The sequence below is a fragment of the Lacrimispora sanguinis genome (assembly GCF_044987295.1).
Classification (GTDB): domain Bacteria; phylum Bacillota; class Clostridia; order Lachnospirales; family Lachnospiraceae; genus Lacrimispora; species Lacrimispora celerecrescens_B.
Genome location: NZ_CP173277.1, coordinates 3071646 through 3086504 on the forward strand (window position 1 = coordinate 3071646; position 14859 = coordinate 3086504).

Annotated in this window: 10 protein-coding genes, 8 tRNA genes and 3 rRNA genes; 3 read left to right on the plus strand and 18 right to left on the minus strand. The window is 44.8% G+C overall.

Features of this window, described 5'->3' with window-relative positions; all coding sequences use genetic code 11:
* The first annotated feature begins 8 nt into the window (after window positions 1-8).
* Window positions 9-1514, plus strand: coding sequence for a sugar ABC transporter ATP-binding protein (locus tag ACHZES_RS14285; RefSeq protein WP_154526890.1), 1506 nt, complete (start codon window positions 9-11; stop codon window positions 1512-1514).
* Window positions 1511-2512, plus strand: a complete 1002-nt coding sequence (locus ACHZES_RS14290) for an ABC transporter permease (protein WP_089991326.1) — start codon at window positions 1511-1513, stop codon at window positions 2510-2512. The genes ACHZES_RS14285 and ACHZES_RS14290 overlap by 4 nt, the downstream gene beginning before the upstream one ends.
* A gap of 71 nt (window positions 2513-2583) precedes the next feature.
* Here ACHZES_RS14290 and ACHZES_RS14295 read toward each other — a convergent pair whose 3' ends face one another.
* Window positions 2584-3171, minus strand: coding sequence for a guanylate kinase (locus tag ACHZES_RS14295; RefSeq protein ID WP_038282181.1), 588 nt, complete (start codon window positions 3169-3171; stop codon window positions 2584-2586).
* 103 nt (window positions 3172-3274) lie between these two features.
* Window positions 3275-4750, minus strand: a complete 1476-nt coding sequence (locus ACHZES_RS14300; protein ID WP_395549269.1) for an aminotransferase class I/II-fold pyridoxal phosphate-dependent enzyme — start codon at window positions 4748-4750, stop codon at window positions 3275-3277.
* 167 nt (window positions 4751-4917) lie between these two features.
* Between ACHZES_RS14300 and ACHZES_RS14305 the strand changes: the two genes are divergently transcribed.
* The gene (locus tag ACHZES_RS14305; RefSeq protein ID WP_038282177.1) at window positions 4918-5148 is read left to right on the plus strand and encodes a hypothetical protein; all 231 of its coding nucleotides are present in this window, start codon (window positions 4918-4920) and stop codon (window positions 5146-5148) included.
* A 48-nt stretch (window positions 5149-5196) separates the two neighbouring features.
* On the opposite strand, the gene ACHZES_RS14310 is transcribed toward ACHZES_RS14305, so the two are convergent.
* The 16 genes from ACHZES_RS14310 to ACHZES_RS14385 all read right to left on the minus strand — a co-directional run bounded on the left by ACHZES_RS14310 (window position 5197) and on the right by ACHZES_RS14385 (window position 14858).
* A tRNA-Lys gene (locus ACHZES_RS14310) sits at window positions 5197-5269 on the minus strand.
* Window positions 5270-5272: 3 nt separating this feature from the next.
* Window positions 5273-5345, minus strand: a tRNA-Phe gene (locus ACHZES_RS14315).
* Between the two features lie 48 nt (window positions 5346-5393).
* Window positions 5394-5467, minus strand: a tRNA-Met gene (locus ACHZES_RS14320).
* Between the two features lie 46 nt (window positions 5468-5513).
* Window positions 5514-5595, minus strand: a tRNA-Tyr gene (locus tag ACHZES_RS14325).
* A 21-nt stretch (window positions 5596-5616) separates the two neighbouring features.
* A tRNA-Thr gene (locus ACHZES_RS14330) sits at window positions 5617-5689 on the minus strand.
* A gap of 36 nt (window positions 5690-5725) precedes the next feature.
* Window positions 5726-5798, minus strand: a tRNA-Val gene (locus ACHZES_RS14335).
* A 22-nt stretch (window positions 5799-5820) separates the two neighbouring features.
* Window positions 5821-5894, minus strand: a tRNA-Asp gene (locus ACHZES_RS14340).
* A 90-nt stretch (window positions 5895-5984) separates the two neighbouring features.
* A 23S ribosomal RNA gene (locus tag ACHZES_RS14345) occupies window positions 5985-8877 on the minus strand.
* Between the two features lie 465 nt (window positions 8878-9342).
* A 5S ribosomal RNA gene (gene rrf / locus ACHZES_RS14350) occupies window positions 9343-9460 on the minus strand.
* Between the two features lie 96 nt (window positions 9461-9556).
* Window positions 9557-11088, minus strand: a 16S ribosomal RNA gene (locus ACHZES_RS14355).
* The 16S, 23S and 5S rRNA genes sit together here with 8 tRNA genes alongside, the layout of an rRNA operon.
* A 376-nt stretch (window positions 11089-11464) precedes the next feature.
* Window positions 11465-11552, minus strand: a tRNA-Ser gene (locus ACHZES_RS14360).
* A gap of 86 nt (window positions 11553-11638) precedes the next feature.
* Window positions 11639-12352: a lysophospholipid acyltransferase family protein gene (locus ACHZES_RS14365; protein ID WP_395547286.1), complete on the minus strand. Its 714-nt coding sequence runs from the start codon at window positions 12350-12352 to the stop codon at window positions 11639-11641.
* Between the two features lie 4 nt (window positions 12353-12356).
* Complete coding sequence (locus ACHZES_RS14370; RefSeq protein ID WP_395547285.1) at window positions 12357-12908, minus strand: Fe-S-containing hydro-lyase; 552 nt, start codon at window positions 12906-12908, stop codon at window positions 12357-12359.
* 27 nt (window positions 12909-12935) lie between these two features.
* Entirely contained in the window at window positions 12936-13778 is an 843-nt protein-coding gene (locus tag ACHZES_RS14375; protein WP_038285095.1) for a fumarate hydratase, read from the minus strand.
* Between the two features lie 182 nt (window positions 13779-13960).
* Window positions 13961-14392, minus strand: a complete 432-nt coding sequence (locus ACHZES_RS14380) for an Rrf2 family transcriptional regulator (protein WP_038285094.1) — start codon at window positions 14390-14392, stop codon at window positions 13961-13963.
* A gap of 202 nt (window positions 14393-14594) precedes the next feature.
* Window positions 14595-14858 (minus strand): HPr family phosphocarrier protein, encoded by a 264-nt coding sequence (locus ACHZES_RS14385; RefSeq protein WP_038285091.1) that lies wholly within the window; start codon window positions 14856-14858, stop codon window positions 14595-14597.
* Between the last annotated feature and the right edge of the window lies 1 nt (window position 14859).

Below are 14859 nucleotides of genomic sequence, written 5' to 3' on the forward strand. Positions count from 1 at the left end.
TTGGCATTATGAGTAATTATTTGGTTGAGCTGAAAGGTGTTACAAAACGCTTCCCTGGTGTAGTAGCAATGCGAAACATGTCCTTACAAATCAGACCTGGAGAAATCCATGGTCTGATCGGTGAGAACGGCGCCGGTAAATCCACCCTGATCAAGGTACTGACCGGTGTACACATTCCAGAAGAAGGATCTATTTACATAGAAGGAAACAAAGTTTCATTTAAGAATCCAAATGAAGCTGCAACTGCCGGTATTGCCTGTGTATATCAGGAATTAAATATAGTTAAACTTCTTTCTGTCACAGACAATATATTTATTAACAAAGCAATAAATAAGAAAGGCAGCCCGTTTCTGGATTATACCAAAATGCATGAAATAGCCCATGAAGTTATGCTTTCCCTGGGGCAGGACATCGCAGTAAAAAAAGAATGCGGTTCCTATGGTATGGGAATCCAGCAAATGGTAGAAATCGCAAAGGCAGTCCTGATCGATGCAAAACTCATCATCATGGATGAACCTACATCCAGCCTTGGAGAAAAAGAAGTGGAACAGTTAATGAAAACAGTCCGCTCCTTAAAGGAAAAAGGTATAGCAATTCTATTCGTCTCCCATAAGCTGGAGGAACTCTTTGAGCTATGCGACCGCGTAACAGTCATGAGAGATGGAGAACACATCCTGACAAAAAATACGGATGAGTTGGATAACGATTCTCTGATCTCAGCAATGGTAGGCAGGACATTGGATAATCAATACCCGAAAATTGAAGCGGAGCCAGGTACGGAAGCCCTCCGGGTAGAGCATTTAAACTCCGCAGGTGTTTTAAGGGATGTAAGCTTTCATGCAAACCACGGAGAAATCCTTGGTTTTGCCGGCTTAGTGGGCGCCGGCAGAACCGAAACATTCCGGGCCGTGTTTGGTGCTGATCCATATGACAGTGGAGAAATTTATATAAACGGGGAAAAAGTGGTCATTAAATCTCCAAAAGCCGGTATCCGCTGCGGGATGGCATTTTTGACAGAAGACCGCAAAGGGCAGGGACTAGTTCTTTCCCAATCAGTCCGAACAAACCTGATCTTAAGTAACATGAGACGTTGTACGAAGGGCCTGTTTTTTGATGAAAAACAGATAGATCAGCTGGCAGAAGAAAATATCAGCGATTTAAAAATAAAAACTCCCACTGCCGATGAAGTGGTGGGACAGCTATCAGGCGGCAATCAACAAAAAGTAGTCATTGGTAAATGGATCAATACAAACGCGGATATCTATATATTTGACGAACCGACCAGAGGAATTGACGTTGGGGCTAAGGTCGAGGTTTATAACATCATGAACCGTCTGGTCCGTGCGGGTAAATGTGTTATTATGATTTCTTCCGAATTACCGGAGATCATAGGAATGAGTGACCGGGTAATCGTCATGAGGGAAGGAAGAATCATGGGAGAACTTTCGAGAAAAACAGATGTCCTGAATCAGGAAATAATCATGAAAGCGGCTTGGGGAGGCGAAATTCGATGAAAACGAAAAAAATGAAAGATATATTAGGAAAGGTGGCTCCTTTACTGGCCTTGGTTCTTTTGTTCATTGTCTTATCACTGGCAACAGAAAAATTCTTTACACTCAATAATATGATGAATATTCTAAGACAAACGGCTGTTAACGGGCTGATCTCCGCAGCTATGCTGGTGGTACTGATTACGGCAGGCATTGACTTATCCGTTGGTGCAAATGCAATCCTGTGCGCATGTATGATGGGTATGCTGAAAACATCTTTCGGCATTACAAACTCTCTGGTATTGATCCTGGTCTGTATCATAACCGGTGTTTTTATCGGATTCTTAAATGGCATCCTGCTCACAAAAATGCATCTTCCCCATCCTTTCGTTTCAACCCTGGGTATGAAAAATGTGCTATGCGGACTGGCGCTGTTCGTGGTCTCGACAAAGACAATCTCCGACTTTCCGGCTGCCGTCACATTTTTAGGTTCCAGCAACTTATTTAAAGTATCCGGCGGATTCTCCGGGATCCCTTTATGCTTTATTGTTTTAATATTAATCTATATTGTATATCATTTCTTTTTAAATAAAACAGCACTTGGAAGAATGATCTACTGCGTAGGCGGTAATCCGGAAGCTGCAAGACTTTCCGGAATCAACTCCGATAATATACTGATTTTTGTTTATAGTTTATCCGGATTTATGTGCTCTATCGCCGCCCTCGTTATCGTCGGACGTTCCGCTGTTGCCAATCCTTCTGCCGCCATCTCACCATATGATACGGATGCCATTGCGGCCTGCATTATTGGCGGTGCCTCCTTTATGGGAGGAAAAGGAACTATCTGGGGAACTTTAATCGGTGCCCTGATGATTTCTACCATTCGAAATGGTTTAACACTTTTAAATACCTCCAGTTCCGTACAATATATTGTGATCGGCCTGGTTATCATCGCCGCTGTATTTATCGATGTAACAAGAACACGTATGGAAGCAAAGGCCAAACGGCTTGCAGCAAAATAAACGTTTAATTTTAAAATAAGCATGAAAGACGCTATGGGGTTCCATATCTCTTTCATGCTTATTTTAATTATTTATATCTCTGCGGTCACAGCTTTTACGATCTCATCCAGGCACGATTCCAGCTCCTGATTGCAGAATCGCTTATGTATTCCGCATCTAAGGAGATTTTCTTCTTTAAAATCCTCTTCATCCGCCAGAAACCTTCTGCAAAGTTCCTTATATTTAGGTGTCTTCTGTCCCCTTTCCCGTTTAATCGCTCTCAAAAGCCGATCTCCATCCTCAACCTCAATATAAATAGGAAACAGCTTATCCTCTCCAAAATAGGCCCTTGTCTTTTCATATGATTCCAGGGTTCCTATCATCAAATATCCATTCTTCCCGGTTAAATTAATCTGGCCATCATCAACAGTAAAGTAACTCCATGGACCATAGACAGTTTCATAAGTTCTCTCTTCAATAAGCCTGTGATCTTTCCTGAACTCCTCCAGATGATCTCTGGTAGTGAAATGATATTCCACCCCATCCCTTTCGCCATCCCGAATCGGTCTGGTGGTATATAAAACAACCTTCTTTAATTGTGGAAGCCTCTTTAAAAGTTTTTTATAAATTGTATCTTTTCCTGAAGCACTTTTTCCCATTACATAGAATATTTTGCCCATATTATCTGCTCCATTTTTTATCCTATCTTTTATTTTTATCTTTTATTTTTATCTCTAAATTTTATTTTATTTCATTTATTTAATTTATCTCTTTTATCTTAGTTTATCTTACATTCATTAACGCTTCATCAACCACAAAAAGCTCTCTGGACTCCTCATCCTCCATCCCCTGCACCGCAAGGCCAAGCTCTTTATACTTCATAATCAAATCAATGGATTCCTTATTTAAAACTTCTCCTGGTACAACGATAGGTATACCCGGGGGATACACGTAAACAAATTCCGCTGATATCATACCCTCTCCGTCAGGAATTGCAATCCTGCGCCTGGGTTCATCCATAGCCTGGGAAATGCTCAGCCGACATTCCGGCATTCTCTCCATCTCCTGATATAAGCGTTTCCCGTCTGCGCAGCCTTCCTCTGCAGAAAGCTCAGAATCAATATGAAGCAGAGCCTTACACAGCCGTTCAAGACCTTCCTGCGTATCAGCCAGAGTCGTTATGGCAGTTACATAGTCTGAACCACACATTTCCATTTCCAGATGATAATCCTTCCTCAGTCTGTCATCCAGCCAGGCTCCCGATTTTCCTGTTCCTCTTGTGGATACAATGATCTTTGAAATGTCCATGTCATAGATTCCATTCAGCCCCTTCTCCTGATCCGTAAGAAGCCTTAAGCGTTTCATGCCAGACAAGACCTTTCGGACCTCTCCTATTTTACTGGAAAAAAGTCTCATCTGCTCCAGCCCTTCCCCAGCCATATACCGTATACAGCCCTCAATCCCTGCCATCAGCACGTAGGATGGGCTGCTGGTCTGATATATATGCACATAGCGATCCAATCTCCCCATATCCACATATCCCTCCTTAACGTGCATAACAGCCGTCTGAGTAAAAGAAGGAAGAGTCTTATGAAGACTTTGTATCACAACATCTGCTCCAAGCTCTAAAGCAGAAACCGGAAATCCTCCCTCTCTTCCAAAGGAAAAGTGTGCCCCATGAGCCTCATCCACAATGAGAGGCAGGCGGAACTTATGAACTACATCCGCAATGGCCTTAATATCAGATACAATACCATCATAGGTTGGGGATACGAGAAACACCGATTGGATCGACCGATGACTCGTCAACATTTCTTCAATCTTTTCCGGAAGTAATCCACCTTGAATACCTAATTCAGGTATTATTTGTGGATAAATATATTCCGCCTTTAACTGATTGAGGAAAACTCCATGAAACGCTGACTTATGGCAGTTCCTGCTCATAAGGATGGTTCCACCCCTTGATACGGTCCCGCTTATTGCACTGAGGATCCCACTGCTGCTGCCATTAATAAGATAATAAGTCTTGCTGCTCCCATAAATCCTTGAAGCCCATTCCATAGATTCCTTTAAAATCCCTTCCGGATGGTGCAGATTATCAAATCCATCAATCTCTGTTATATCTATGGAAAAAGGATTTGGAAAATCATTGGCAAAGGATCCATGATACTGCCTTTTATGTCCCGGCATATGAAAGGGATAAAAATCTGACTCTCCATATTCCTTTAACCTTTTTAATAAATTTGGTGTATCATTCATAGTATGAACCGCCTTTCGTTCGCATAAACCACTGGGCCCATTTCCTGTTTTTTTACATTTTTCTTTATAAATCAACTCTTTTAGTATAGCATCCTTATCCTCTCTTTACAATTTTTTCTCACAGCGCTATAATATAATTTTGGAAATAAAAAAGGAGATGTTATATCATGAGATTAATCGAATTTAAGATGGAGCGTCCCGGCCTGGTAAAAGCCGGAGATGAAGTTCAGATCATAGAACGGGAAGGAACCAGCAGCTATAGTTATATCATTGAGCCTGCAGTGGCCATGTCCGGCTGTTACGTGGGACGTGACCGGATCAAATCTGATCACGGCATTGTAAAAGAGATTAAACACAATGACCGGGGATATTATGTGATTGTGGAATTTGATGAATAATGATAGCAAATAAAAAGCCCTGAAACATTTCTGTTTCAAGGCTTGTCATGAGACACCGGGGACTCGAACCCCGGACAACTTGATTAAAAGTCAAGTGCTCTACCACCTGAGCTAGTATCCCATATGCCCAAAGCCGGAATCGAACCAGCGACACGAGGATTTTCAGTCCTCTGCTCTACCAACTGAGCTATCTGGGCCTATGTACTTTCATTAGTACACGTTTTTGAAAAATTAGTCAAAAAAAATTGCGGGGGCAGGATTTGAACCTGCGACCTTCGGGTTATGAGCCCGACGAGCTTCCAGACTGCTCCACCCCGCGTTATTCAATTATAGTATATGCAGTGATTAAGATTTTAATCACTAAATGGATGGAGATGGATTCGAACCATCGAAGCGTGTCGCAACAGATTTACAGTCTGCCCCCTTTGGCCACTCGGGAACCCATCCATATTTTATTAAAGTGATGCAAGCCGATGATCGGACTCGAACCGATAACCTGCTGATTACAAATCAGCTGCTCTGCCAATTGAGCCACATCGGCACAAATCTTCTCATGCGTGTTGCTTTGCATACTGAATGGGACCTATAGGGCTCGAACCTATGACCCTCTGCTTGTAAGGCAGATGCTCTCCCAGCTGAGCTAAGATCCCATATACAAATTTAGTTTACAAACGACCCGGATGGGATTCGAACCCACGACCTCCGCCGTGACAGGGCGGCGCTCTAACCAGCTGAGCCACCAGGCCAAACCTTTTTGAAGGCTATTGCATATACCCTCAAAACCACACATTGTTACATATCTATCTTCATCCGTTCTTCCTCTTACCTAAACCAACCTGGTTAAGCCCTCGACCTATTAGTGACAGTCAGCTGCACATGTTGCCATGCTTCCACCTCTGCCCTATCTACCTCGTCGTCTTCAAGGGGTCTTACTCTTGCGATGGGATATCTCATCTTGAGGGGGGCTTCACGCTTAGATGCCTTCAGCGTTTATCCCTTCCCGACTTGGCTACTCTGCCATGGCTTTGATAGCCAACAGATACACCAGAGGTCAGTCCATCCCGGTCCTCTCGTACTAAGGACAGCTCCTCTCAAATATCCTACGCCCACGCCGGATAGGGACCGAACTGTCTCACGACGTTCTGAACCCAGCTCGCGTACCGCTTTAATGGGCGAACAGCCCAACCCTTGGGACCTACTACAGCCCCAGGATGCGATGAGCCGACATCGAGGTGCCAAACCACTCCGTCGATGTGAACTCTTGGGAGTGATAAGCCTGTTATCCCCAGGGTAGCTTTTATCCGTTGAGCGATGGCAATCCCACTTTATACCACCGGATCACTAAGTCCTAGTTTCCTACCTGCTCCACCCGTCGGTGTCGCAGTCAAGCTCCCTTATGCCTTTGCACTCTTCGAATGGTTTCCGTCCATTCTGAGGGAACCTTTGAGCGCCTCCGATACCCTTTCGGAGGCGACCGCCCCAGTCAAACTCCCCGCCTGACATTGTCCCCCAGCCAGGTCATGGCTGCAGGTTAGAAATCCAATACCGCAAGGGTGGTATCCCAACATCGGCTCTGATAAGACTGGCGTCCTATCTTCTCTGCCTCCCACCTATCCTGTACATGCAGTACCGAATCCCAGTATCAAGCTGGAGTAAAGCTCCATGGGGTCTTTCCGTCCTGGCGCAGGTAACCAGCATCTTCACTGGTACTTCAATTTCACCGGGTGCATTGTTGAGACAGCGCTCAAATCATTACGCCTTTCGTGCGGGTCGGAACTTACCCGACAAGGAATTTCGCTACCTTAGGACCGTTATAGTTACGGCCGCCGTTTACTGGGGCTTAAATTCAGAGCTTCGCGTTGCCGCTAACCCCTCCTCGTAACCTTCCAGCACCGGGCAGGCGTCAGCCCATATACCTCACCTTTCGGTTTTGCATAGACCTGTGTTTTTGCTAAACAGTTGCTTGAGCCTATTCTCTGCGGCCTGGTTTCCCAGGCACCCCTTATCCCGAAGTTACGGGGTCATTTTGCCGAGTTCCTTAACAATGCTTCTCCCGCCGGCCTTAGGATTCTCTCCTCATCCACCTGTGTCGGTTTACGGTACGGGCACATATTACACAATAGCGGCTTTTCTTGACAGCCCCTACGAAGACTTCCCTACTTATGTTCGGTACGCGTCACACCTTCCTGTTGCTGGGTGGATTTGCCATTCCAGCCAGTCCAGTGCTTGCCCCGGTCTTTTCATTCCCGGGTTCTTCTTCGGTTCTGTGTCCCCACAGTTCTGATAATATGCGGTACAGGAATTTCAACCTGTTGTCCATCGACTACGTCTTTCGACCTCGCCTTAGGCCCCGACTTACCCAGAGCAGATCAGCTTTACTCTGGAAACCTTAGATATTCGGCCTGGAGGATTCTCACCTCCATCTCGCTACTCATTCCGGCATTCTCTCTTCTTAACACTCCACATCTCCTTACGGTAATGCTTCTGTGCGTTAAGAATGCTCCTCTACCAATGTATCATACGATACATTCCACAGCTTCGGTGTCGTGTTTTAGCCCCGGACATTTTCGGCGCAGGACCTCTCGACTAGTGAGCTATTACGCACTCTTTGAATGTGTGGCTGCTTCTAAGCCAACATCCTAGTTGTCTGTGAAATCCCACATCCTTTTCCACTTAACACGCACTTTGGGACCTTAGCTGGTGGTCTGGGCTCTTTCCCTTTTGACTACCCAACTTATCTCGTGCAGTCTGACTCCCGTACATCATCTGGCCGGCATTCGGAGTTTGATATTCTTTGGTAAGCTTTGACGCCCCCTAGGAAATTCAGTGCTCTACCTCCGGCAGACTAATACGAGGCTAGCCCTAAAGCTATTTCGAGGAGAACCAGCTATCTCCGGGTTCGATTGGAATTTCTCCCCTACCCACACCTCATCGCCACCCTTTTCAACGGATGTGCGTTCGGTCCTCCATTTCCTTTTACGGAAACTTCAACCTGGACATGGGTAGATCACCCGGTTTCGGGTCTACCTTTACTGACTCATTCGCCCTATTAAGACTTGGTTTCCCTTCGGCTCCACACCTTAAGTGCTTAACCTTGCCAGTAACGGTAACTCGCCGGACCGTTCTACAAAAAGTACGCGGTTCCACCTTAAACGTGGTTCCACAGCTTGTAAACACAGGGTTTCAGGTTCTTTTTCACTCCCCTCCCGGGGTCCTTTTCACCTTTCCTTCACAGTACTATGCGCTATCGGTCACTAAGTAGTATTTAGCCTTGGGGGGTGGTCCCCCCGAATTCCCACAAGGTTTCTCGTGTCTCGTGGTACTTTGGATCCTGCTCGCTGACTATTGCTTTCCCATACAAGGCTTTCACTTTCTATGGCCGGTCTTTCCAGGACCGTTCTGGTAACAAATCGTCTCACTTATTGCAGTCCATAACCCCAGTATGCACGCATACTGGTTTAGGCTCCTTCCATTTCGCTCGCCGCTACTTTGGAAATCGAGTTTTCTTTCTTTTCCTCCGGGTACTTAGATGTTTCAGTTCCCCGGGTTCCCGACGTATGGCTATGTATTCACCATACGACAACTGAGGTTTGCTCAGTTGGGTTTCCCCATTCAGATATCTCCGGATCAAAGGATATTTGCTCCTCCCCGAAGCTTTTCGCAGCTTATCACGTCTTTCATCGGCTCTTAGTGCCAAGGCATCCACCCTGCGCTCTTATTAGCTTAACCAATTCGATGTTCGCCTGCGGGTGCGGGCTACTTATCTAAGATACATAGCGTTGTATCTCTGGTCTTAGGTTTGTTATTTCACCGTACGTTACGGTTACTTTAACGAGTTTTGTTTGGTTACATCGTTAGATGTAACACCTCGGATGTCTTGATTTTGTTTTTATACTTAACATATAAAAACTAATCTAGATATATTTCAATATGTGGTTTTCAAGGTACATACACGATGTCATCAGAAACATTACATGCTTTCTTTTGGCATCACCTGACTGAAGTTTATCAGTCATTCGCTTGCTCGATAGGCTCGAACCCACGAATCACTGGTAAAAACCAGCTATATAAAACAGCACTGCCCTGCTGAATCAGGTTAACACATTCTTTAGCACAGGCTTCGCTTTTCCCTCCGCCCATTGGAACATGTCCGTTCTATATAAAACACTCGCTAGAGTGAATTTTTTTAAAGTAATCTGGCACCCACCTGCTCTCCCATGCCGTCTCCAGCATAGTACCATCGGCCGCTTAAGTCTTAACCATCGTGTTCGGGATGGGAACGGGTGTCTCCCCTAAGCGCATCGGCACCAGAAATCTTTTGTCTTCTTGGTGTTTCCATATTCTTTTTTTACTTCTTTGAAAACTTAAGACTCAACAGTATATAAAACCCTTACTTCTTCTTCCTTAGAAAGGAGGTGATCCAGCCGCACCTTCCGATACGGCTACCTTGTTACGACTTCACCCCAGTTATCAGTCCCGCCTTCGGCAGCTCCCTCCTTACGGTTGGGTCACTGACTTCGGGCGTTACCAACTCCCATGGTGTGACGGGCGGTGTGTACAAGACCCGGGAACGTATTCACCGCGGCATTCTGATCCGCGATTACTAGCGATTCCAGCTTCATGTAGTCGAGTTGCAGACTACAATCCGAACTGAGACGTTATTTTTGGGGTTTGCTCCAGATCGCTCCTTTGCTTCCCTTTGTTTACGCCATTGTAGCACGTGTGTAGCCCAAATCATAAGGGGCATGATGATTTGACGTCATCCCCACCTTCCTCCAGGTTATCCCTGGCAGTCTCCCCAGAGTGCCCAACTTGACTTGCTGGCTACTAAGGATAAGGGTTGCGCTCGTTGCGGGACTTAACCCAACATCTCACGACACGAGCTGACGACAACCATGCACCACCTGTCTGGAATGCCCCGAAGGGAAGGGATCGTTACATCCCGGTCATTCCGATGTCAAGACTTGGTAAGGTTCTTCGCGTTGCTTCGAATTAAACCACATGCTCCACCGCTTGTGCGGGTCCCCGTCAATTCCTTTGAGTTTCATTCTTGCGAACGTACTCCCCAGGTGGAATACTTATTGCGTTAGCGGCGGCACCGAAGAGCTTTGCTCCCCAACACCTAGTATTCATCGTTTACGGCGTGGACTACCAGGGTATCTAATCCTGTTTGCTCCCCACGCTTTCGAGCCTCAACGTCAGTTACAGTCCAGTAAGCCGCCTTCGCCACTGGTGTTCCTCCTAATATCTACGCATTTCACCGCTACACTAGGAATTCCACTTACCTCTCCTGCACTCTAGCACCACAGTTTCCAAAGCAGTCCCGGGGTTGAGCCCCGGGCTTTCACTCCAGACTTGCAGTGCCGTCTACGCTCCCTTTACACCCAGTAAATCCGGATAACGCTTGCCCCCTACGTATTACCGCGGCTGCTGGCACGTAGTTAGCCGGGGCTTCTTAGTCAGGTACCGTCATTTTCTTCCCTGCTGATAGAGCTTTACATACCGAAATACTTCTTCACTCACGCGGCGTCGCTGGATCAGGGTTTCCCCCATTGTCCAATATTCCCCACTGCTGCCTCCCGTAGGAGTTTGGGCCGTGTCTCAGTCCCAATGTGGCCGGTCACCCTCTCAGGTCGGCTACTGATCGTCGGCTTGGTGGGCCGTTACCTCACCAACTACCTAATCAGACGCGGGTCCATCTCATACCACCGGAGTTTTTCACACCGTACCATGCGGCACTGTGTGCTTATGCGGTATTAGCAGCCGTTTCCAACTGTTATCCCCCTGTATGAGGCAGGTTACCCACGCGTTACTCACCCGTCCGCCGCTAAGTCAGTTCAAAATCCATCCGAAAACTTCATTTGAATCGCTTCGCTCGACTTGCATGTGTTAAGCACGCCGCCAGCGTTCATCCTGAGCCAGGATCGAACTCTCAAATTAAATGGTGTTCAATCCGGGGTCAAAATCAACTAACTAGCTAATTTATTTCCCGTTTTACTTGTTGTTTGGTTCGTATACAATTACTTGTATTCGTTCTGAAATTTTCTCATTCAAAGCCATCAAACATGACTTATTTTATTAGAATTTTCAGGGTTTTACATACTGTTCAATCTTCTGTTTTCAAAGTGCTTTGTGTTGTTTTTCTTTCTTAACAGCAACTCATTTATTCTATCACAGCGTTTCTGTTCTGTCAACACTTTTTTTATTTTATTTTTTCACTGTTTTTCGACAGCTGGTATATAGTAACACATCTTTATTTCTATGTCAACTACTTTTTTCACTGCCTAGAAGTAAAAAATAATCACTTGGAAATGAGCGGAGAAAGAGGGATTTGAACCCTCGCGCCGGTTGCCCGACCTACACCCTTAGCAGGGGCGCCTCTTCGGCCTCTTGAGTATTTCTCCGTAGTTCATAATTTCCTTATGATTGGTCTTTCAAGTAAAAACTTTTCCAGACGCATTGACAATTATACAAGATATATTTCGACTTGTCAACCTATTTTTTGATTTATTTCATCCTGTATTTTGTCGTGTACCATTTCCGCGATCTGAATGGTTTTCATCTTCTGATAATCCTCTGCATAAAGCGGCTTTAAGAAACAAATCTGCACGGTTTGTTTTCTGGAAGAGTTCTCATCAAAGGGTTTAAAACAATTAATCAGTGCAACCGGCACAATGGGACATTTGGCATTTACGGCACTTTTAAAGGTTCCTCCCTTAAATGTCAGCAGTTTATTTCCTTCACGGCTACGGGTTCCCTCCGGGAAGATCACATAATTCTTTCCCATTTTCACATGTTCCGCCATCTTAGTTATTATTTCCATGGAAGCCCTTATATCCTGGCGGTCTATGGAAAAGCCATCCAGTGCCTTGATTACCTGTTTTACTAAAATAAGTTTGGCGGCTTCTTTTTTAACAACTATACTAAAAGGTTTGGGACAAGCTTCCATAAGAGCCAGTACGTCAAACAATCCCTGATGGTTGGGAAACAGGATGAAGCCATTTTCAGAAGGCAGGTTCTCAACCCCCTGGACCTCGACCTTAATGCGCCCTGTTCTATTTACTGTTTTCACTACGTGACGGAGATAATCATAACGCTGCTCATCAGTGTGGGTATCCTTCGGAAGTCCCATCCTCCATATACGATAAAACCATACTGGAACACGAAAAAGATTTCTTACTACCATATAGAAGATACGATTCATATTTTTAATCCTCCCTGTATCTTTCTATGGCTGTTTCATATAGATTGTTTCCTTTGCTGTCTATAACAACCACCACCGGAAAGTCTTTGATTTCCAGACGCCTTATGGCCTCTGTTCCCAAATCTTCATAAGCAATTACTTCAGAGGCAAGGATACATTTAGAAAGAAGAGCCCCGGCTCCTCCCACGGCTGCAAAATAAACGGACTCGTTTCTTATAATAGCATCAATGACTTCTTTGCTTCTTTTCCCTTTACCTATCATTCCCCCCATACCCATATCCAGAAGAAGGGGAGTGTATTTATCCATACGGCTGGCCGTTGTCGGTCCGGCGGAACCGATGGGGCGTCCTTCCCTGGCTGGGGATGGTCCCATATAATAGATCATGTTTCCTTTTATATCAAAGGGAAGACTTCCCTTTTGGTCCAATGCTTCTTTCATTCTTTTATGAGCGGCATCCCGGGCAGTATAAATAGTTCCAGTCAGATAAACATAATCTCCTGCACTTAAGCTCTTTGCATCTTCCCTGTTGAACGGTACCTTTATGTGATGATCCATGGTTTCCTCCATTCTTTGCTCCCATCATTATATGACTCTGTGTGCATGTCGGTTTACATGACAACAGATATTAACTGCTACAGGCAGTCCGGCTATATGAGTCGGATAGGTCTCAATATTTACGGCCAGGGCGGTGATCCTTCCTCCCAGACCTCCGGGCCCGATTCCAAGTTTGTTTATTTTCTCAAGCATCTCTGACTCTAAGTCTTTTACATAAGAAACAGAAGATCGTTTCTCAATATCCCTGGTCAAAGCCTGCTTAGCTAATTGGGCACATTTTTCAAACGTTCCGCCGATTCCCACTCCAACCACCATGGGGGGACATGCATTTGGACCGGCTTCCTTAACGGCAGTTAATATGGAATCCTTGATGCCTTCCAATCCATCCGCGGGCTTTAACATGAATATGCGGCTCATGTTTTCACTTCCAAACCCTTTGGGGGCAACTGTAATATCTAACTGATCTCCGCTCACAACTTCATAATGGATGACTGCAGGGGTATTATCTTTTGTATTGATCCGTTCCACCGGCTCCACGACAGATTTTCTTAAATACCCTTCTACATATCCTTCTCTTACTCCCTGATTGATTGCATCGGTAAGGTTGCCGCCTTCTATATGCACGTCCTGTCCTATCTTTACAAATATCACTGCCATCCCAGTATCCTGACAAATGGGGATCATATCTTCTCCCGCTATTTTTAAGTTTTCCTTCAGCTGGCAGAGTACCTGTCTGCCCAGGGGGGAAGTTTCTTCATCCACCGCCTTAAGAAATACCTTCTCCATATCACTTGAGAGTACGTGGTTGGCTTCTATACACATTTCTTTTACGTTCTTCGTTATTTCTTCAATTTTAACTGTTCTGATCATATATTCCTCCAGACATGCAGGCACCTTTATTTTATTTCATCATAAATGATTCTTATTGTGAAATCAAGTTCAAACACAAAATAAGGCAGGGGATGCTTGATTTATCATTCCCTGCCTTACTTAAAGGTAGCTTGATTCACTGAAAGGTTCAGTAAGCGGCCGATTTTCTTTTAATAAGAAAATCATGCCTTAGAATCAAGACGATTCCTGATTAATTTTTCCTGAATATCTTTTATCGTGATCTCTTCCATTCTTCTTCTGCAAAGTTCATTTAAATCCCCATAAATTTCATCCATAACTCCGGACATACCGGAAGCAATCATACAGGGAGTATCTACATTTCCGGATTTCCAGGAAGAAGATACAAAGGTAACATCCAGAGCTTCACAAATACTTCTTAAGTTTACTTCAGAGGAATCTTTGGCAAAATGATAGCCGCCCTCCAGCCCTTCCTTCGTTGTGATGATTCCGGCTTTTTTTAATTTCGCCATCACCTTTCTTACCCGGGCAGGATTGGTGCATACATTGGAAGCCAGCTCCTCACTGGAAATGGTGACCTTCCTCTGGTTTAAATAAACTACTCCATGAACCGCTACTGCAAACTCACTTGTCATATGATTCCCCTATTTCATAGATATAATTTTCTTAGTGAAGTCAAACATCATACCGACTAAACTTAGAAAATCAACCGTTCGATGCACCACTTGGTAAATCGAACTTCCTTGATCTGTAATTGATATAGTTTCAGTTTATATTTTATCAATTTGCAGGATCATTGTCAAGCGTACTTCCTTACCTTCATGGAATTCAGCGGTTTTAGGATAATCCAATGTTTGCTATCAAATCTTTCAGCTGCTCAATTGCACGGATTTCATCTTCTCCTGCGGCTGTTATTGTTACCCGTTCTTCATGTTTGACTGCTAATCTCATAATAGCTAGTGGATTTTTTAGATCAACCTCCATCTCTTCTTTCTTTAATAAGATAAGAGAGGAAAATTTCTTGGCTGCTGCAGCCATATCTGCTGCCGGCCTTGCATGAATCCCCATAGCATCCTGAACTACAAATTCAAACTGCTTCACA